This is a genomic window from Fortiea sp. LEGE XX443 (assembly GCF_015206815.1).
GTDB lineage: Bacteria > Cyanobacteriota > Cyanobacteriia > Cyanobacteriales > Nostocaceae > Nostoc_B.
Map to the genome: position 1 here is coordinate 1 of NZ_JADEXZ010000007.1, position 20,730 is coordinate 20,730.

The 20,730-nt window shown below is 41.5% G+C and carries 17 protein-coding genes, 1 other RNA gene and 2 pseudogenes; 11 read left to right on the forward strand and 9 right to left on the reverse strand.

Going from position 1 to position 20,730, the window contains the following annotated elements:
- The 4 genes and pseudogenes from IQ259_RS04745 to IQ259_RS04760 all read left to right on the forward strand — a co-directional run.
- A pseudogene (locus IQ259_RS04745) lies at positions 1-93 on the forward strand (IS5/IS1182 family transposase); the annotation flags it as partial.
- A gap of 88 nt (positions 94-181) precedes the next feature.
- Positions 182-973, forward strand: a complete 792-nt coding sequence (locus IQ259_RS04750) for a Nif3-like dinuclear metal center hexameric protein (RefSeq protein ID WP_193881614.1) — start codon at positions 182-184, stop codon at positions 971-973.
- Between the two features lie 276 nt (positions 974-1,249).
- On the forward strand, positions 1,250-1,465 hold the full coding sequence (locus IQ259_RS04755; RefSeq protein ID WP_193881617.1) for a hypothetical protein: 216 nt from the start codon (positions 1,250-1,252) through the stop codon (positions 1,463-1,465).
- Positions 1,466-1,942: 477 nt separating this feature from the next.
- The gene (locus tag IQ259_RS04760) at positions 1,943-2,254 is read left to right on the forward strand and encodes a DUF6679 family protein (RefSeq protein ID WP_096578253.1); all 312 of its coding nucleotides are present in this window, start codon (positions 1,943-1,945) and stop codon (positions 2,252-2,254) included.
- 49 nt (positions 2,255-2,303) lie between these two features.
- Here the strand turns inward: IQ259_RS04760 and IQ259_RS04765 are convergent, their stop codons facing one another.
- The 4 genes and pseudogenes from IQ259_RS04765 to IQ259_RS04780 form a co-directional block, all read right to left on the reverse strand.
- Positions 2,304-3,974 carry an MBL fold metallo-hydrolase gene (locus IQ259_RS04765; RefSeq protein ID WP_193881620.1) on the reverse strand — a complete coding sequence of 557 codons (1,671 nt, stop codon included), beginning with the start codon at positions 3,972-3,974 and terminating at the stop codon, positions 2,304-2,306.
- 712 nt (positions 3,975-4,686) lie between these two features.
- Positions 4,687-4,848: pseudogene (locus tag IQ259_RS04770) on the reverse strand (IS1 family transposase); the annotation flags it as partial.
- Between the two features lie 159 nt (positions 4,849-5,007).
- Positions 5,008-6,492 (reverse strand): site-2 protease family protein, encoded by a 1,485-nt coding sequence (locus IQ259_RS04775; protein ID WP_193881623.1) that lies wholly within the window; start codon positions 6,490-6,492, stop codon positions 5,008-5,010.
- A 336-nt stretch (positions 6,493-6,828) separates the two neighbouring features.
- Positions 6,829-8,757 (reverse strand): alpha-amylase family glycosyl hydrolase, encoded by a 1,929-nt coding sequence (locus IQ259_RS04780; RefSeq protein ID WP_193881626.1) that lies wholly within the window; start codon positions 8,755-8,757, stop codon positions 6,829-6,831.
- 771 nt (positions 8,758-9,528) lie between these two features.
- Between IQ259_RS04780 and IQ259_RS04785 the strand changes: the two genes are divergently transcribed.
- Positions 9,529-10,581, forward strand: coding sequence for a hypothetical protein (locus IQ259_RS04785; protein WP_193881629.1), 1,053 nt, complete (start codon positions 9,529-9,531; stop codon positions 10,579-10,581).
- A gap of 4 nt (positions 10,582-10,585) precedes the next feature.
- On the opposite strand, the gene IQ259_RS04790 is transcribed toward IQ259_RS04785, so the two are convergent.
- Positions 10,586-11,137 (reverse strand): 2'-5' RNA ligase family protein, encoded by a 552-nt coding sequence (locus IQ259_RS04790; protein WP_193881971.1) that lies wholly within the window; start codon positions 11,135-11,137, stop codon positions 10,586-10,588.
- Between the two features lie 150 nt (positions 11,138-11,287).
- Here IQ259_RS04790 and IQ259_RS04795 point away from each other — a divergent pair, with 150 nt between their 5' ends.
- From IQ259_RS04795 to queF, 5 genes are all read left to right on the forward strand, one after another.
- Positions 11,288-11,554, forward strand: a complete 267-nt coding sequence (locus IQ259_RS04795; RefSeq protein ID WP_193881632.1) for a YciI family protein — start codon at positions 11,288-11,290, stop codon at positions 11,552-11,554.
- 37 nt (positions 11,555-11,591) lie between these two features.
- Positions 11,592-11,688, forward strand: an RNA gene (gene ffs, locus IQ259_RS04800) — signal recognition particle sRNA small type.
- A gap of 25 nt (positions 11,689-11,713) precedes the next feature.
- Positions 11,714-12,097, forward strand: a complete 384-nt coding sequence (locus tag IQ259_RS04805) for a phasin family protein (protein ID WP_193881634.1) — start codon at positions 11,714-11,716, stop codon at positions 12,095-12,097.
- A gap of 158 nt (positions 12,098-12,255) precedes the next feature.
- Complete coding sequence (locus tag IQ259_RS04810; RefSeq protein WP_193881974.1) at positions 12,256-12,651, forward strand: hypothetical protein; 396 nt, start codon at positions 12,256-12,258, stop codon at positions 12,649-12,651.
- A 115-nt stretch (positions 12,652-12,766) separates the two neighbouring features.
- On the forward strand, positions 12,767-13,165 hold the full coding sequence (gene queF / locus IQ259_RS04815; protein WP_193881637.1) for a preQ(1) synthase: 399 nt from the start codon (positions 12,767-12,769) through the stop codon (positions 13,163-13,165).
- A 127-nt stretch (positions 13,166-13,292) separates the two neighbouring features.
- On the opposite strand, the gene IQ259_RS04820 is transcribed toward queF, so the two are convergent.
- The 4 genes from IQ259_RS04820 to IQ259_RS04835 all read right to left on the reverse strand — a co-directional run bounded on the left by IQ259_RS04820 (position 13,293) and on the right by IQ259_RS04835 (position 17,985).
- The gene (locus tag IQ259_RS04820; RefSeq protein ID WP_193881640.1) at positions 13,293-14,678 is read right to left on the reverse strand and encodes a cytochrome c biogenesis protein; all 1,386 of its coding nucleotides are present in this window, start codon (positions 14,676-14,678) and stop codon (positions 13,293-13,295) included.
- Between the two features lie 3 nt (positions 14,679-14,681).
- A complete protein-coding gene (locus IQ259_RS04825; RefSeq protein ID WP_193881643.1) occupies positions 14,682-15,422 on the reverse strand; it encodes a cytochrome c biogenesis protein CcdA in 741 nt (246 codons plus the stop codon).
- A gap of 330 nt (positions 15,423-15,752) precedes the next feature.
- The gene (locus tag IQ259_RS04830) at positions 15,753-16,649 is read right to left on the reverse strand and encodes a CoA-binding protein (RefSeq protein ID WP_193881647.1); all 897 of its coding nucleotides are present in this window, start codon (positions 16,647-16,649) and stop codon (positions 15,753-15,755) included.
- A 106-nt stretch (positions 16,650-16,755) separates the two neighbouring features.
- A complete protein-coding gene (locus IQ259_RS04835) occupies positions 16,756-17,985 on the reverse strand; it encodes a succinate--CoA ligase subunit beta (protein ID WP_193881650.1) in 1,230 nt (409 codons plus the stop codon).
- Between the two features lie 882 nt (positions 17,986-18,867).
- Here IQ259_RS04835 and IQ259_RS04840 point away from each other — a divergent pair.
- Positions 18,868-20,637 (forward strand): hypothetical protein, encoded by a 1,770-nt coding sequence (locus IQ259_RS04840; protein WP_193881653.1) that lies wholly within the window; start codon positions 18,868-18,870, stop codon positions 20,635-20,637.
- Positions 20,638-20,730: the final 93 nt, after the last annotated feature.

Genomic DNA, 20,730 nt, shown 5'->3' on the forward strand with positions numbered 1-20,730 from the left:
CGATTAGTTCGAGATTATGAGTTATTGCCCGAAACATCGGAGACGTTTATTTACCTTGCCATGATCCGGATCATGGTGAGGCGATTGGCATAAAATTTCACCACTCAAAACTTTTCAAACACCCTCTTAGTGGTAGCGGGGCGTTCAGCTCGTGCTGAGTAAATATTTAACTAAGACAATTATGAAAATTATTGATTTAATTAGTTGGTTTGAAGAATGGGCGAATCCGGCTTGGTGTGAAAGCTGGGATAATTGTGGTTGGCAAGTTGAGCCTGGCGTTTTGCAGGAGTCAGCACGGGTGTTGGTATGTCTGACTCCGACTTTGGCGGTGATGGAAGAAGCGATCGCTCTCCATGCTAATTTAATTTTTGCCCATCATCCTTTGATTTTTACTCCTCCTAAATCTTTTCGTCGTGGTGAAGCGATCGCAGAAATGGTGCGTTTAGCTTTTACCCATAATATTGGTATATATACTGCTCATACTAATTTTGACCAAGTACAAGACGGTACGGCTGATGTTTTGGCACAAATTCTCAACCTTCAGGAAGTCACACCTATAGTACCTACTGTTTCAGGCTTGGGTTATGGACGTGTGGGAGTACTAGAAAAATTAGTGACACTACAAGAGTTATTAGCGGTGATTCAAAAGCAACTTGCTCCACCTAATTTGATTTTTTCCCCAACGGCTGATTTACAACAAACTATTTCACGCGTAGCAGTTTTGGGTGGTTCGGGAGCTAGTTACATTTCGGCGGTTGTGAAAACCGGGGCGCAAGTTTATTTAACTTCTGACTGCAAATTTCATCAGTTTCAAGAAAGCCGCGATCGCGGTTTAATTTTAATTGATGCTGGACATTACGCTACGGAACGCCCTGCTTGCGATCGCTTGTCACAAAAATTTATATCTTTAAACCTTGAGTGGGTGCAGTTGAGTCAACAGGATGAGGATTTCCGCCAATTTTTTGCTTTTTAAGTATATTTTATGACTAATATAATTTTATTATTTCTTAATAAGAAATTGTATATTTTTTTAATAGATTTTAGCAAGAATACTTAGGAGTTAGAAATTAATTATTTAATTTATACTGTTAAACAAGGAACTTGGGTTATTACCATGCTTGAAAGATACGTGATTTAAATCACAACTTCTTGTAATTATAATCACTAGTATAGACTGTCTTGATCAATCAGTATAGAACATTAATGTTCCATACTAGATGTATCAAATTGCTTATTATGCCCTAATCAAATGATTCGCGCACTCGTTGAATCTGCTTTTCAAACTGGATATCTTAGTGTTGAATCTGAAGGTCTGCTCCATCAAGTCCTAGCTACTAAGTGCTATCATTCTGAGGATTTGGCAGTTTTGGCAGACCTATATGATGCAGTTAGAGCAGGTGAAATCAAACGAGAAGGAACTTCGGAGCGACTTATAGAATTTCTCACCCAGTACAAATCTTGCTAGGTTGGCAAAAACTTCAGTGAAATCTCTCTTCTACACCCAGCCTAATCACCAAACAACAGCCTAAAATTTAAAACTCATAAGATGTTGTTGTTGAAAACCATGAAGGTCAGCAAAATAATGAGTTAAGATCAAATACACAGGGGCAAAAGTACAGCAGAATCCCCTGACTTCCCAGTAATGCCCATGACTACAAGTAGGCAACTTAAACAACCGCAATCACCGCTTGTTTTGGAGTATTTATTATTACATAATGATAGAAAGACTCACCAGCAGCTGTTAAACTGGTTAGGACGAATCCCGGATTGTGTGACTTCTCTGAAGTAGACAGTCGCTCTTACTATCCTAAAAGAGATTGAGTTCAACTGGTGCAGTCACTATGAACCGTGAAACTGACCTCTCTAAGGATGTGATCTAATGGGGTAAAACCCAAATTTTTTCAGGTTTAACGTACGTTGTTTAAAAAGGCAGAAGCAGTACATGCTACACCGCAAGATTTATCAACTGTGTTGCGATGGGCGGGAGGTATGTGTTTTCTTGCGGGACCAGCAACGCTGGATAGAACGCGCCCGCATCCTCGACATAGAGGGAGATTTGGTGACGTTACGCTATGAAACAGATGAGGAAGACGAAGTTTGTTCTTGGGAAGAAATGGTTCGCCTCGAAAGTATTGGCGCTGTCACTCAAAAATTAGCTTCCGTACCAAGGGGTAATGTCGAACCTCTCCTAACTGAAGATTGTCCTGAGGCTGAACGCATTCGTAACCGTTTTACCGACTCCAATCCTGATTAACTCAAAACACAGTGCTGCGTCCTGGGTGAGTGAGATTAACTTCCTTTACTCAGGACTCAGTAGTTGAAGAACGTTCAAAAGCTGGACAGTAACCTTCGAGAGTGACTTTAAAGTTATAAAGAGGAGAAGCAGGGTTCCAACAGCGTTGTCCTCTTTGGTGTCGGCAAGTACCACAGCAATCTACATCAGATAAATTATAGCGATCGCCGCTTTGATTCAATAATTCTCTTTGAGACAATCCCCGCAAGACAATTTCCTCTCCTTGCCAACGCGCTTCAATTAAACCCGTATCGGCAAATTCGCGCCAACGCGGATCTTCTGTAATCGCCTCAGGTAGGGTAATGGTGATGACTGTTTCTAGTTCTGTAAGTTCGCCTTCGTAGTTCGTCTCTGGTGCTGCTGGTTGTACAAATGTGTCACCAATAGGCAGTTCTACCAAGGTGTTAGCCGCTGGAGAATGGATATGATAGCGGTTTTGTAACTCTTCTAAGCTAGTTAAATCTGCTAAGTAGGCAGGAGAACCGTGGACGAATAGGACATGCTGGGGACGCAAATTATGAATTAATTGAGTCGTACCAGGGCCATCACTGTGTTGAGCGAGAAGATAGCTTTCAACCGTGGTAGGCGCTAAATATTGTTTATTAACTTTTATATCAATTTTTTCTGGGACAAGGATCAGCCAAGGGCCGGTGTTTGCTTGGCAGTATTCACCTAAATCAGCGGTTGAGTCAGTGAGAACTATACACGGCGAATTTCCAACAACAACGCGTTGTTCTGGCTGCAAACGCCGTACCCTAGGACGTACCCGTTCATCCCAAAACAAGGGTTGATGGCGAGCAAAGTTTTGGACGGATGGAGGGAGATAGGGTAGCAGTTCTAAATAAGCATCACACCCTTTAGCTACAGTACCATCGACCCAAATATCTAAATCCCGTCCTGTGAAGTGATGATGACTCCGTAGAAGCATCAGTAGTTCTTGTCCCAAACCTAATGCAGGTGTAGGTAAAAGTACAGAATTATACTCAGCGATCGCTCGATTGATGCGTTCAGCTAGTTGGTTTTCTTGGTTGCGGCGGTGGGGATGACGCGATGTGCCGTAAGTACCTTCGATGATTAGCACATTTACATCTAATCCCCGCAATTCTTCTAAGCGTAAACCTTCTACCAGTCGGGAATTTGATAAGAAAAAGTCACCTGTGTATAATACTTTGTAAGAGCGCTGCTCGGTTGTGTAGGTGAGTAGAATTGCTACTGCCCCTGGTAAGTGTCCTGAGGGAAATAATTCTACAACTAAACCCTCTTGCAATTCTATAGGCGATCGCAACGGCAGGGCATGACACAATTGGGGAATTTCTTTGAAGTTCTGCTCTGGCCAGTTCAACGGTAGTAACTTGGTTGTTACTTCACTGGCGTAGATTGGTAATAGTGGGAAAGCTTTGTGTAATGCCAACACGCCTCTAGCGTGATCGGGGTGAGCATGACTTAGTAATACCACATCAGCAGGTAACGGTGAACTACCTCGACGAGCCGATTTAGTTAGTCCCTTGTGTAATGAAGAAATATTCTCCATACCACAATCTAAGAGAATGCGATGTGGCCCTATCTTGACAAGTAAACACACACCCTCATCATCATGCTGGACACTGTAAGGAAAACAGTTTAATTCAACACCTGTTTCTTCAGTATCAAAGCGAGAGGATGCCGACAGATTATCCCTCATGCTTTCCCCCCTCCAACCTGATCATCATTGACATATCCCAAAAGCGAAGAATTCTGGCGATTTTGCTTTTGTGATCTAGGGTAAGTTTTGTCGTGCGTTTATACACCCTGAGATATGGATTTTTGATTGGAGAGAACGCCTTTTGCAAACCCGCACTGGTTTGGAAAAGATGGGATTTGCCCTAAAACTCTAAGTTAAGGGAACTGCTTTTTTGCTGTTGCACTATTATTAGTGTGCAGAGCCATTACCATGATAGTTCTCTGAATCATAAAATCCATTTTTCGTACCAAAAAACAGGCACGCAACTGTAAATACTACTGTTAATCCAGCTAGTATCAGCTTTACATCCATTGTTTACCATCCTCTACTAAAGACTTTCTTATCTTAATAGAATGCTTCCACCGTCGAGTGGAATCACCAGAAAATCTTTACTATGCTTGGGTTGATGGAGCAATAAGTAGATTTACTTTTATCTGTCAAATTGTAGAACTTTTCGGTAAACCTGTCCATCTATCTGAGTCTTGATGAACAAAAGATGATCAACAATTTGAAGAGATACCCGACTGTTCCCCGGATATTTACTCAAATAGCCAGAATAAGCGATACAATCGTCTAAGAGGATGTTTGAAAAGTACCAGACTGTATCAAGATCCCCCCTTAAAAAGAGGGGAATAACGGATCAAATTCCGGCGTTGCATAAATGCGGGAGGAATCAACTAAATACAGGTATTCGTCCATACTTGAGATAATGGAGTAATAAACGAATTGAATATTTAAGCATATCTACTGATTTGGAATAACATAACGTTTTGCGATGTAGACGTGCTAAATAATGACGTAAGCGTGTATTTTCTCCTTCTACTCTAGTCATGAAAAGGTAAACGCAGCGAAAAGTTCTCAGGAGGGTTGGAAACTTTTCAAGACAAAGTTACACAAAGTTTTTGTGGTAATAGTGGCGTGGGCTAATTAATTTAGTTGAGTCACGCCACTACAATTAATTTGTTGAAGATTCAGACTTCAAACTTCATACTTATCAGCCAATTCCCAAACGCCCAGCCAGTCCGGGAGTTAATGGCAAAAGAGTCGCAATCATCAAGAATAATGCCAAAAGACCTAAAGCGGCTCTGGCATCATCTGGTTCAGTGATTTCATTTAAGCTGGGGCGTTCTAAATCTCGTTGTAAAAACAAAATCACGATCGCCCAATACATCGCTAAAGTATTACCAAGGGAAATTACTGCCAACAAAATCAAAGTAGCAAATGTCGCCCGTCCAGCAGTTTTGCGGCCATAAATTGCTTGGACAATGCGCCCACCATCTAGTTGTCCGGCTGGCATTAAGTTTAAAGCAGTAATTACCAAACCTAGCCAACCAATGATTACCAAGGGATGGACGTTGACCACAGGTGATTGTAAAGCCGAACCGAGGACAACTCGCGCCAAGCTACCCACCAAAATTGAGCCTTGAAAAAACTGATTGGGCAATTGAAATAAACTGCCTGGATGGGAAAGCAGTAACCCAACAATCAACATAGTTAAAGATACGATACCGCCGGCGGCTGGCCCTGCCAAAGTAATATCAAATAATGCGGTGCGGTTGGGTAATAAAGATTCAAAACGAGTAATTGAACCAAAGGAGCCAATTTGCACAGCAGGTAAAAAGAAAGGCCAACTAAGACGGACTTGGTAACGACGGGCAAGTACCCAATGACCGATTTCGTGTGCTATCAAAACTACAAATATGCCAATGCCGATAGGTAAAGCTTGGGTGAAACGTGCAGGAGTGGTAAATAAGTCAAAATTCAGCAATAGTCCCGCAGTTTCTAAGCAAGTGGCAAGAGTGGCGATGAGTAATATCCCGGCAAAAGCTTTTTGCGCTGCTGTCGTTGGACGAGGATCGTTACGGCTAGGTAATACAATTACCACAGGTTTACCGTCTGTGTTTTCTACTAAAAATAGACGATATTGCTCACCAAGACGTTGTTGCAAACTAGCGCTGAGGCGATTGTGAACTTCTTGGGGTTCTCCCCGCAGATTACCTTTAAAGATAGCGCCTTCTTGGTAGGCGATCGTTTCTGTGGCGAAAAATGTATCAACACCAAAAATGCCTTTAATGGCGCTCAAGTCTGCTTCGGGAATTGATAATACTTCAATTTTCAGTTCGGTACTAACTGGTTGTTGTGCTGCATTTCCTTCTGCGGAGGAATTAGCCGCAAGCCTTTCTGTCGCTCGTTGCTTGAGGATGGCATCTTGTCCAGCAGCGCGCAGTTGTTTCCCAAGATAAATGTATAACCCAGCAGAAGCTACCACCAACAATAATATCCCGACTATGTTGAGGTAAATTCCAGCAGCAAATAAACCGAAGAATAACAGCCAGGGAGACATCAACACCACTGACTGCAACCAGGCTAAGATTCCCAGTTTTCCAAAAGGTCTGGCGCGATAAAAGCCCCAACCCAAAATTCCGAAAGCTACTAATACAATTGCCCCAATTATAGGAGTCTCTGAGGAAGCAAACATTTCCAAACCCTTCGCTGTGAAAGACCAAGCCTGAGTTGGTCAGGTGTGAGAGATATAGCAGGAGGCAGGAGGCAGGAGGCAGGAGGCAGGAGGAAAAGTATGACTATTCCCGCCATTCATGCTTTCTGTCTAAATCTCTATGCTTCTTGCTATACATTTAATGTATAACGCCACCTGTTTTTCGCCCAAATCACTCATAGGGTGATAGATAAGTTTTAGTAGCGTGACAATGTGTAATACTTAGAAATTACAACTTGTCACGCCACGCCCTGGGAGTTTTCAGACTTGACACTAGCCTGCGGCAAGCCGCTAAAAGCGTCTACAGACTTCAGACTTCTAAGATTCCCGTCCTGTTGCCCAAGTGTCACGCCATTTGACAGTGCCTTCTTTGGCTACTACCCAACGGCGGGGTGTGGTGTTTTCGCGTAGGGGCGATCGCTCTTCGCGCCACATGGCATATTTATAACTAATCAACTTGCCAGCACTTTCATCAAAGGGAATCTCGGCAAACCAAGTATTAGCGTTGATGTATTCCAACTGATAAGCTTTACTAATATCCCAATTGCCTAATTCTGGGCAGTCTCCAGTAACAACAATTGTTTCCCCAGGTTGGGTATTTACGCCGTTAAGTTGGACACGCACGATGGTTTGTCCTTTGATGCGTTCGCCAACGTGGCTAATAACAATCACTCCTCGTTCTTCTAGTTGCAGGTTGTTAATTTTGCCATCTTTAACTCCATATTTATTGCGAGTGATGACACAAGTGTGTTCACCGTCGGGTAATTCTGTCTCGATTTCTGGTAATGTCACTTCTCCACCCCGGTTGAGGGCGACGAAGCACAAAGAATCACGATAGCGGCGCACGTAGCAGTAAATATCGGGAGTGATGTATTTCGGCCATTGACTACCCATTGAGATGGCTGGATTCAAGCGTCGTAAGCCGGAGAGTAATCGAATGTAACGATAAACTTCTGTATCATTGTCCCATTTTTCCATCATTGGGCGGTTGTATGGGTCGTTACCGCCATCGGTATCGTTATGGAGATACTGCTCTGTACCGTAATAGATGCAGGGAATACCGCGCGATGTCATAATCAAGGCGATCGCTACTTTCAACATTGCTGGATCAGGGTTCAGCGATTGAAAGCGCGGCATATCATGATTGTCAATGAAGGTAATTAACTCGGTTGCGCCGCTGTAACGATAGTCTTCATCAAAGATGTATTGAATTGTGTGAAATCCGTTTTCTGAACCTTGAGCCAGTGCGGCGCGAATTGCCACACACAGCCCAAAGTCTAGTATAGTCATCCCGGAATTATTGGCAAATTCCACCGAGCGATCGTCACCAGGATGGCTGTAAATCCATTCGCCAAAAATAAATACATCTGGTCTGTGGTTGTACATATCGCCGGTGAATTCTTGCCAAAACCAGATGGGCATATGTTTCACAGTGTCTACCCGCAGTGCATCTACACCTCTATCTAGCCATTGTTTAATGGCTGATTTGATGTACTCACGATATTCACTGTTATTTTCGTTGAAGGTTGCCAAACCAGCTAATTCACAGTTTTGAACTTGCCAATCATCTTCCCAATTCTGCACTTCACCATAATGGTGATACCAGTGATTGGCATCGTTATTAAAGTCAGCAATTTTTACGCCATCGTCATACAATTCACCTTTGCTACCGCTGGTATCAGGGGTGCTATGGTTGCAAACTATATCTAGCACCAGCTTCATATTACGCTTGTGCAACTCTGCAATTAAGCGATCGAAGGTTGTATTTTTAGCTTCTTGAGTTTCATTTAAAGAAGGGTTTTCTCCTTGAGCAATATAGCGGGGATTGATGCGCTTAAAGTCTTTTGTCCAATAGCCGTGCATGGCTGCATTACCCACCAATAACTCTTCCACCTGCTCGAATAGAGGCGTTAACCATACAGCAGTGACTCCCATGTTTTTGAGATAGTCTAATTTGTCGATTACCCCTTGCAAATCGCCACCCCAGTACTTACCCCAGTCTTGTCCGCTGGGATCGTAGAGTTCTGAGTTAGTACCTTGACTATTTTCGAGGTCGCCATCATAAAAGCGATCTACAACAAGAAAGTAAATTGTTTCTTGGCGAAATTCAATATCTCTGGTGTAGAGAAACTCTAAATCAAGCTCTGTATCTGATGGTGGTGTTTGGATGAGAGCTTCTACTTCTGCTGTGGCTGAATCTACCTTGTATTGCTCTGGTGAGAATTGAGATGGAGGTGTTTGCACCATAAAAGTTTTAAGGTTGGATTTAAATATTTGCTATGTGTTGCTTTGCACTTCGGTATTATGCCATCCTTCCTTTGGTAAAGAAAATCTATCGAGAGCTAGTTTATGTTTCTATCGTTGGATATATTTCGCTTGCTAGAGGATAAAAACTGAAGAATGTCACAGTCAATTTCTAGAGATTTTAAAGCCAATCTTAAATTAATCCTAATAATTTTGTTTTTTTAGATGTATCTTTAAAAGACTGTCAAGCTTTTTTGATACAAAATATCTAAAAAATTGAGTGTTTGTTGATATTCAGCCTCTTCAATAAAACCGAGATTTACCAGTCAAAAGCTTTACGTGTTGTGTCCTCATCCTAAATCAGGATTGCAACCTCTGATTGCTCTAGAGAATTGCTGTTTGGTTATGAGAGAATTTATAGAACTGTTAAAAAAAATCATAAATTCCATTTTTATGGTAATCATTAGCAGTAGATGAATTATGAGATTCAACTATTAAAACCAAATAATTTTGATGAAAACTATTGTTCTCAAGACAGATTAAGATTAGTGATGAGCAACTTTCCCAAGTTTGCACCAAATTTTTGTTAATTTCTGGGATGAGCTAAGTTTTGAGAGAAGATTGCTAATTGCTGCTTGGATGTCTCATACGGAGGATGAAGAAAGTTAAGAGTATTGAATACAAATGAATTTCAACATGGCTTAGTGGAATTGAGATTCTAGGCGATCGCTAATTTTAAACAAAACTCGTAAGCAATTGACAGGTGTAGCAATTATGACTAAATATGACAAAGTTTTTAACTCACAAAAGACACTAGAAGAATCTTTAACACCCGAAGAAGCCGTAGCTGCGATCGCTGTGGTGACTGCAATTGCAGATTCTTCGGCTGAAGAAGTAGATCCAGAAGGTTTAGCAGGTATCCTGTGGGAATTTGAGGTTTTTGAAGAATACTCAGAAGATGAAATTATCGAAATCGTCGATAGACTCATCGGTATTGCAGAAGAAAAAGGGCTGAGTCCATTGTTTAATACCGCCAATGAATCGCTTACCGAAGATTTAGTACTAGATGGTTTTGCAGCTGGGGTAGTTGCACTTTTAGATGACGAAGAATTGATTATTCCTAATCAGAAACAGCCTTTTTTAAAACAGTTACAAGAAGCCTTGGAACTCGAAGATGAAGAAGCAGACGAAATTGTTAAGGAAATAATTGCTGCCTTTCAAGCAGCAGGAAATGAAGAATACTTAGATGATGAAGATGATACAATTACTGTAGAAGAATATACCGAAGATATCTATGAATCGCCCCTAGGAAATTTTACAGTCCCCATTCCCGTTGACCCAGAGCAAGGCGGTAAGATTCAAACACAAGAAGGAGTAGTCGGATTTTCTGATGACTTTGGTACTTTGCTACGGATCGATTATTATCCCGTACCTCCAGAACAGTTAGCAGAACTAGAATCTCAAGGACAGGAAGAATATCTGCAATCTATAGTAGTCGAAAAGTATGTACCACAAGCAATTTTTGCCAATGTAGCAGATGCTCAAGTCAAGTATAGTGAGTATCTAGAAGACATGTTTGAAGGAGCATACTACGCCTTAGTTGATATGCCTAAAGGTTCAACTATGTCTCAACAAGAAAATAATGGCACTTCTACTAGATTGGATGCTTACCGAGGACTGCTTGCCTTTATTAATGGTGAGTTTTTATATATAGTTAGCAATCAACGCAGCTTTTTAAATGGCGAAATACCTAATGATATCGCCGAAGAAGCTGAATATATCAAGGATAATATTTTGTCCTTTGTTGAAACTATAGAGTTCAGTTAGATATTCATTCGTTACTTGTCAAAAAAGTAAACTCCGATTTAATTTTCCATTGCTTACCATCATGAAGCAATAGCGTTAACTTGTCGGCAGTAAATTCAGAATGCAGCTGACGATTTTCAAATTCCTGCCAAGCTGCTTGAAAATTCTGTCGGGTTAAATCTCGAAACGCAACTGTCATATGCGGCGCAAAAGGACGCTTTTTACCAACCTCATCCACAATTCCTAAGCTGGTTTCTATGTGCATCATTAAATCTGCTTGCAAAGTCAAAAGTTCTTGACTTCTCACCACATCAATATATATGACGTGGTGAGCAAAAGCATTAAAGCCGTCGAGGGTTACTAGTAGTGACTTTTGTTGGTTAGCAAACTTTCTTAAAGTTACTTCTAAGGAGGATAACTTATCATCTGCCCATGCAAACGGCGGTTGCAGCGTAATGTGTAGCGGTGATTTTTGCGCGTGACGGCTGGCGTAGCAATCAGCAAAGTACTGTTTGATTTCGTTAGCATACGCCTGAATGTCTTGCGGCGGCAGCAAGGCGACAAAAAAACGGCTCATCATGGGATTACAAGACTCAAAAAATACTATTGATTATTCTGACTTCTAAACAACTTTGGCTTCAAGATTGTACCGCCAACGTCTGCGGGGAATGCCCAGAAAATATTACAACTAGATAGTTGAGCGTACAAAAGCGAGGTATTCAGCAAAATGCCGTGGTTTGTAAAGATAGAAGCAGGTAAAGTCGATAAAACCATCTTTGACCAATATATACCCGCCCACAAAGCCTATGTGCAGGAGTTAATTGCCAAAGGACATCAAGCCAAAACAGGCTATTGGGCAAAAATGGGAGGCGGAATGTTACTGTTTGAAGCCGCTTCTATGGATGAAGCACAAGCAATTATCGCTCTTGACCCCTTGGTAAAAAATGGCTGCGTCAACTACCAGCTTTACGAATGGAAAATTGTTGTCGAGTAGGACACAATTACGGACTTTTAGTGTTATGATTTCGTTAGACCTGGATCTATGCGACTGCAACGCCTAAACCTTGTCAGAACCGGAAGGTGGCAGCAACACGGGATGCTTGTGGTAGGCTTAGTCTCCGGGTCGCCCTATTTTTAGGAGCGATCAGCAGCGATGCCTGGTTTTGGAGATATTGTACAAAAAGCTTTTTACCTCGGTGTTGGTCTAGCTTCTTACGCGGGTGAGAAGGCGGGAGGAAAATTAGCCGAACTGCGATCGCAAGTCCAAAAACTGGCAGATGAAATGGTAGCGCGGGGCGAAATGAACACAGAAGAAGCCCGCCGCTTCGTTGAAGATATGATGACCCAAGCGCAACAGCCACCCACAACTGCTGACACTTCTGCAAGAACAACTGCTTCTGAACCTCGTCGCATCGAAATCCTAGAGGAAGATGAAGCGCCAACCGTAAAAGAAACCTCAACTGAGAATGTGGATGACTTGCGCGACCAAGTGCTAAAACTGCAAGAAGAGTTGAAAAGACTGCAACGCGATCAATAAACAGCAGTTTTTACCTCCAGCGTCAGCAATAAACAGCACTTGGACGTGATGTGAAACCCAAAAACTTGATAAGATACATTGCCTAGAATGTATTAATGTACTTGAATTTGGGTGGCTCTCAGCATCCTAACTTCATAGCCAGCAAGAGCGTCAAATTTATGGAAGAATGGCAAAAAGATTTAATGGGAATCGTAGAGACAGTGGCCGAGGAAGTAGATCGCTTCTTTCAAGGAATAAATGAAATGGTTGATAGCTTTTTTGACCTCACAGAAGAATTGACTGAGCAAGTACAGAATGACATTGCTACTGAAGTAGAACAATACTTACAAGAGATATCTGCACCCTTCTTAGAAATTTATTGGGAATTAGAAGATGTAGTTGCAGATGTAGATTCGGGTTTTCCCTATGCAGTTGAAGCTACAGCAGAACAAAATTCAGCCTGCATCGGTTGTACAAACTACCACGGTCAAGTTTATGGTGGTAATTTATTAGTCTGTGCCATGCACCCCAGCGGCTGGGATGATCAAAACTGTCCCGACTGGGAACAAGAGTGAAAAGGCAAAAGAAATAATGCTCATACTATCAGCTTTTGTCCAATTTTAGATGGGAGCTTAGTTTATGCTGCACTGTATTATTATTAAGGCAAAAATCACAAAGGACTGATAACAAATGACCAATGATACATCAGAAGTAAAGTATGGCGAACGCAACATTGCAGAAGGAAATTTAATTACCTTTCCCAATCCGCGGGTGGGTAGGCGATATGATGTCAATATTACTTTGCCGGAATTTACCTGTAAATGTCCGTTTTCCGGCTATCCTGACTTTGCCACAATTTATATCACATACATACCAGATGAACGGGTAGTGGAATTGAAGGCCTTGAAGCTTTACATTAACAGTTACCGCGATCGCTATATATCTCACGAAGAATCGGCAAATCAAATTCTAGATGACATGGTTGCAGCCTGTGATCCTCTAGAAATTACCGTTAAAGCAGATTTTTCTCCTCGTGGGAATGTGCATACAGTAATTGAAGTCCGCCACCAAAAAGCATCAGCGGCTTAATTCGCTGATGCTTAAAAATAAATATATTTATAGCAATAACCAAGGTAATTAGGATATCGGCAGATGAGAGAACTTAAAAACTAAAAGGCTTTTAACCCTATCACCTGTAACCTGTAACCTATCACCTCTAAATCACTAGTGCTGTTGACTGTGAATTATTCAGCCCATTTAAAATCTCCAACACTTCTCTTTCAAAAGCAACTTGAGCGCGATTAGTTTTACCACCGACATACAAGCGATCATCTTTTTGTAATGCCCAAATTTGGGAGTGGGAAAAGTAACTCATTACCACACCCGCCATCAGAATGGCAAACCCGCCGTAGACAATTGGTATACCAGGGTCAGATTTGATTTGTAAGCCTGTGCTACCAATAATGTCTAAAATTTTTAAGTTCGTTCCATTAACTTCGGCTGCCATACCAGTACGCACAGTGGTAATTAATTGACCTTTGGCATCGTAAATTAATACCATGCCTTGCAAGTCTCTCGCTATCAAAGACACACCCTCACTCAAATCTGGTTTGGTAGGAAGCCAAGTTCCCCAGATACGTCCTTTTCCTTGATCGGGGGTTTTCAACTCCGCCATTGGTAGCTTGAATACGGGGCTGTTATTGAATTGAAAGCGAATACCTGAGATTCCCCAATCTGCTTGATAGAAAGTTACGCCACGATAACGTAAAGGCTGATTCACAAAAATCTTCTTGTGGTCAACTTCTTTGCCTTCGTTATCTAAAACTGACATATCTGAATAAAATTGGTCAATACCGCCAGAGGGCGTATAGTCAATCCAAAAACGATTGACGCGCATCGACCAATCTTCTAAGTGTTTGGTGTTTGACCAAGGGCCAGCATTTATGATGTTTTTCACCTGGAATGTGTCGCCACTAGCAATGCGTTCATTGGCGGCAAATCCAGTCATTGACCCCCAAATTGCCCCCACAAGAATGGTGACAATGCCGATATGCACGATAATTGGGCCAATACGTCCCACTATTCCCTTGCGGGCGTAGAGGATATTATCTTTGTCTTGAAAAATTTTATAACGACGATTTTGCAATAATTGACTGAGAGTATCTAAAGAACCAGTATCTAATTCTGCACTTAAAGCTAATTTTTGAAATTGCCGGGGTTCTTCGTAATATTTCCAGCGTTGAGCAGCTTTTAAGGCTGGTAATTGACGAGTGAAAGTACAAGCGCTCAGACTACTACCAAACAAGATTAGTAATGCGTTAAACCACCAAGTATGATATACGCGGTTTAAACCAACTATGAGGATAACTTTCCAAGTCAAGAAACCAAACAAAGCCGGATGTTCTGGGTAGTTAGTTCGATAGAAACTGACTGACTCATCTTGTTCAATCACAGTACCGCTAACACTGAACAAAGCAATGATTAAGAATAATGCGATCGCCAAGCGTAAGTCTGTTAGTACAGGTAAAACTTCTTTGCGAATGAATCGCCAAGGTGCTGACAACCAACTTGATTCTGTAGACGCTGAATTATCTAAAGTCATAGGTTACAAACTGCCAAACGGAATGCGAGAAATTAGAGAAAAGACACCAAAGCCTACCAAAAGCGCCCCGCTAACTGGGTTAATCCAGCCAGACCAGCGACGCAACTCTAGCAGTTTTTTGATCGCAGCGGTAAAAGTACCTGCCAAAATTAATGGTGCTACATACCCTGCTGTATAAGAAAGTAACAAAACAGCGCCTAAAATTAAGTCTTGTGTGCTGGCTACCCAAGTTAACAAACTGGCTAAAACAGGTGTGCTACAAGGAGAGGCTACTAAGCCGAAAGTCAATCCGATAAAGTAGGAACGTACTCCTGGTGGCAAATCTTCGGAAATCCAATTCGTCTCGCCTAAAGAAGGAAATTGTATGGGCAAAGCTTCTAGTAAGTTCAACCCCATAATAATGGCGATGACACTGACGATAATTGGCAAACCAATTCCTATTTGTCCGTAGACTTTGCCCACTAAAGCCGCTATTACACCCATGCCGGCGAGGGTAGTTGCCAATCCTAAAGCAAACCAAGTTGACTGGGCTGCTGCTTGCAGTCGACTTTTTGTTTCATAGCCCCCAATGTAACCAATGGTAATTGGTAGCATCGACAACATACAGGGAGTCAAGCTAGTGATTAAGCCAGCCGTAAAAATAACCCCAATACTCAACAAGCTCAGGTGTGTTAGTTGGTTAGTAACTAGGGTGTTAGCAAATTGTTCGAGTTCGTAAATTCGAGTTTGTAGAGTCTCCAACATGGCATATTTTCGAGGTGTAAATGCTTGGTATGCTTGAATTTTAGCTTACTTCCTAGGCTGGGAGAGGAAAAGGAAATGGGGCAGAGGGCAAGTTCGTAATTCGTAATACTTCTCTACGAGAGGCTGCGCCAACGGCTGCGCTCAGTACAAGTTCGGAATTCGGAATTTATGACAAAAACATGATAATTACGGATATTTATAAGTAAATTTCATCAATAGCACTACAATTAAATACTTAATAATTTCCTAAGTTTCCTGAAAGGAATCTGGGGAAGGAAGAGTTCAATTTTCCATCCCCCCTTCGTGAGTAATTGACGAAATCAACTTATATCATGCTACAGAGATGGTTTTCATCTCGTTTTTGACCAATTCAGGAATCTGGGAAGGACGTTCAGCCACAGGAACTCCCGCTTCTTTTAACGTTGCTAATTTACTTTGTGCTGTACCAAAATTAGGGTCACGGCCAATAACTGTAGCTAAAGTTCCTGTTTGTTGCCAATTTTTGATTGGTGGTGCTTGTCTACCAGCAATGTAGGCAATTACTGGTTTATCGATCGCCTCAGTAATATATCGCGCTGCTGCTTCTTCACTGCCGCCGCCTGGTTGACCGACTAAAACGATCGCCTCTGTATTTTCATCTTCATCCAGAATTTGCAACCATTGTAAAAATGATGAACCAACAATCGCATCGCTCCCAATACTGACACTAATTGATTGTCCTAAACCAGCTTTGGTTAATTCCCTGGCGACTTCGTAGGTGAGGGTACTGCTGCGGCTAACAATTCCCACGGAACCAGGGGTATAAAATTCGCTGGGCTGAGTTCCTAAAAGAATTTTCCCTGGGACGACGATCCCCGGACTATTAGGCCCGATAATCAGAGTTTCACAAGCTTCGGCTTTGCGAAGTAATTGCACCATATCCAAAGGGGGCATCCCTGCCGAGATAATAATAATCTGGCGAATATTAGAGGCGATCGCTTCTAAGGCTGCATCTAAGACTTGGTAGGGGTGAACACAAATAATTGTTGTGTCAATTGTGCCGAACTGCGCCACCACCTCTTCAACTAAATCGAAAACAGGCAAATTGTATTTTTGCTGTCCACCACAACCGGGATCGACACCAGCAACCAAATTTGTACCATAAGCTTTCATTTGCACAATATTAGTTGCTGATATAAATTCACTGAAACCTTGAATGATTACTTTACTGTCTGGTGTTAAGTTCATAAAAAGTATGAAGTATGAAGTGTGTACTGCTAAAGCAGAACCCGCAGGGTAGTATGAAGCATCTATTTTTTTACCTTTAGCCTTAAGACTTCATCCTGTATAGTTCTTAGCCTTTAGCCTTTAGAGATTGATAAGCGGTTGACTTGGTAAGACGAACAGCTTGCGCTACAGCTTCGTCTAAATCTTCTACCAATACCAATTCACCTTGATTTTCTAATGTGGCTAATAAATCTTTGGCAACATTCAACTCAGAACCAGCCAGTCTGATAACCAGGTGAGGAACCTGAGACTCCCGGCGACGACTGCGGCTGCTATGAGTGCGTTCAATTTCACTACTATGATCTTGAATAAATTTGACAATGACTTGTGCAAGTGCGTCGGCTTGGGGAACACTACCGAGGAAGTTAATCAGGATTACTTGAATGCTTTTGTCAGCAGCGAAGAGGTTCATACCTTTAGCCAGGCGATCGCAAAAACTTGTCGGTGAGGTATCGGTCAAAAAACCATGTCGCAGATTTAAAGGATTACTTGGTTTACCTCCAGCGCTGACGACTAAATCAAAGGTAGCCATAATCGAACCAGCACCATTACCTAAAATTCCGATTTTGCCTTGTGTTTCTCCACTGTTCCAGTCTTTTAATTTGCCGTTAGTTTGGTTGCTGCTGTGACGTTTACTAATTTTTGCTGCCAATTCGGCAAGTTCTGGATGACGACCAATAGCCCGTTCGTTAATGCTGACTTTACCATTTAGCGCCATCACTTCATTCGCAGTATTGACTGCTAAAGGATTAATTTCTACTAAATCTAGGTCTTTTTGGATAAATAACTCATACATTTTTTCGACAACGTTGCTGACTGACTGCATGAGCGTACCTTGCAGACCCATTTTTAAAGCCAGTCGCCGCGCATAAAAAGGAGAAAATTCTTGTTCTACAACTACATACTGCAATTTTTCCCCTGCTGCTTCCCAATCAATATCCGCTTCTTTACAACCTAAAAGTATTGGTCTGGAAACAGCAGTATCTAAAACTACCGCTAGGTAAAATTCTTGTTTACTATCATATCTAGTTTCTGCTAATAAAACTTCTGGTAACTCACCCCAAATTGACAAATTAAAAATAGTTTGGGCTGCGGCGATCGCATCAATGGTTGTTTCGACAATCCTGACTCCCCCAGCGTGTATCCTTTCACCCGCATACACTTGGGATTTCAGGACAATTGGGTAGCGAATTTTTAACCGCTTGAGATCAGTCGGATGATCTATCCTTTGGGAAGGCAATACCGGGATGCCTATTTTAGCAAACCATTCTTTAACTTGATACTCTAATAAATCCATTGTGATGCACCTTTTTTTCCATTACGAAAAGTATTTCTGTGGTGCTGTTTTTTATTTTTTACAGCAACATAATTGCAGAATCAAGCCTAGTTCATCTTTGTAAATTAATTTTTGATGGATCAATTCTATCGAATTCGGCATATGCAGCAAATTAGTTTCTACCATCAACCTATGGAGCTAAATTTATATGATTTAATAAATATTATCAGTGAAATTGCCAGCATATAACAAAATTAGCAGTTATGTCAAAAGCTCTGGCATAGTATTTTTGCACTGATTTAAGATAATTTTGTAACTAATACAACAGTCATAAGTGACCGGACACAATTAAATTTCTGGGTGGAGATAGGGAACAGGCTTCCGCCGTGAGCGTCAGCCGAACGGTTATAGGGTATAGGTTACAGTCAAAGATTTATGTAATTAATTCTGTTTGATTACTTACTTGATTTACAAACTTACTCAAGCAATAGTGCGATGATGCTCCGCCCCGCCGGAGGCGATCGCTTCTCCCTATTTCTTCTGCTTGAGCCTGTTAATAAATGATTTGGGATGGCGATAAACATTAGACACACAGAATTTACTTATGACAAACAAAGTATTTTTAAATATAAAAAATTTTATTATTTCCATGTTTTATTTGTGATTTATTCTTATAGCCTGATTAGTAAATTCGCGCACATAAAAACGGCTAATCTTAAAAATACGAATAATTACTGATATTGTATTTTGCCTGAACAGTCAAAATCTATGTTAGAAAGTTGGTCTATTTTATTTTCGGCTATGGTTGGTTAAATTGTGCATCGGTATTCAACAAACGCAAGCGATTCATTTATTTCTCTCAAAGATAGAAAAACAATTATAGATAATCAGCAGGAACGCTCTATGAAAGTAGCAGTCCAGCAGGAAGATTTACAGCTGTTAGCCAGAACTTTGCAGGAACAAGTTCTGGCAGAAGTTCCATCGGGTCAAGTCTTCCAGATTAGATGTGCTGTCAACAAAGACGAGTTGATGATTCTGATTCAACATCCAGTCGATGTAAAGGTTGACATCGAACAAATATTTGCAGTGCTTGAGGATGCACTTCATTCGCTACCAACTTACAGGGAGCAAAGGGTGCAGTGTTTTCTCAGAGTCACTAGCGAAAAACTTCCCTACGCCAAACGTGCCATCACTATCAAGCATCGAGAAGAAAACACAGGGACAGGGGGATTCGGGGATACAGGAGACTTTTCTGATTCTTCCAGTTCCTTATTCTCGGCAGCTACAAATACAGATTCTGCCTTTACTCAAGAAAATTTAGTCGAGGAAGCAGCATTTGATCCCTTAGCCGATGCACCAGATTTATCTACTAACCATCGTAAACGTCCGTTAGTAGTTTTACCACTTTTACTGGGTGCAGGTTTACTAGGAATTGTCATTTTAGGAGTTGGTGGTTATTTACTAACTAGGCCTTGTGTGATGTTTGAGTGCAAAGAGATAGAAATTGCGGCGCAACTCAAAATGGAATCTAGGCAGCTGATGTATCGTGCTAAGTCAGAAAATGAACTAACAGGAGTAAAACAACGACTAGATGCAACTAGCTCTGCGTTGAGTATGATCCCTGGGTGGTCACCTCGCTATCAACAAGCCGAGGAACTCAAAACCACTTTAGCTGCACAGTCAGACAAAATTAACCAAGTTTTAACAGCTTTACAGGCTGGTGCTGAGGCCGAGCAGAAAACACAAACAACCACAAATAGTTTAGAGGAATTACAAGCCAGACAACATTTGTGGCGACAAGCGATCGTCCCATTAGAGACGGTTAATCCTAATAGTGAACTCTATAATTTCATCCAGCCAAAATTACTGAAGTATCGCATTAACTTGCAAACTGTCAATAAGCAGTTACTCGCCCAAGAACAATGGCTGAAAAAACTAACAGCTGCAAAAGGGGTAGCCAGTGTAGCCATCAAATGGCAAAATTCTGCCAAATCTTTAAGAGAATGGCAAAAGGTACAATCTACTTGGCAAGTCGCTATTAACGCCTTGATTGTGATTCCTCGGACTAGCCCAGCATACTCTCAAGCGCAAAAGCTGTTAATAGAATATAAACCACAATTAGCTAGAGCGCGCGATCGCGCCACCCTAGAACAATTAGCAGCTAAAAGCTACCAACAAGCAGTTAATATTGCCCAACAAGCCAAAGCCTACGAAAAACTCAATCAATGGCAAGCAGCAGCAGCGTACTGGGATCAGGCTTTACAGACAGCTAAAAATGTTTCCCAAGATAGCTTATACTACGCCCAAGCACAGAGTCTGATTGCACCTTACTCTAATGGACTCAAGCAAGCCCAAGAAAAAGTTCAACTTACTAACACTTGGCAACAAAGCCGCGTTGATTTAAATAAAACTTGTGCTGGTGAAATTCGGATTTGCACTTTTACTTTAAACAACACAGGAATTATTGTCAGAACCACCCCTGAATACGAACAAGCCATCCAAAGTGGCTTTTCCGAAGCTAATCCTGAAAATCCTAATCCCGCAATTAATGCAACTAATCACTGGCAAGTTTTGCAAGAAGCTCTCACCGTCATTAGTGAGAATGCTAATTTACCCATAGTTATCTACGATTCCCAAGGCCAAGAAATTTATGTCCGCACATCAGGCGGTTGACCTTTTAGCGATCGCAATTCTTGGAAAGGCGATCATTTTCCCAATACGGTTCGGTTAGGGATTGTTCATGGCGATTTCTGATAATTTGAAAAA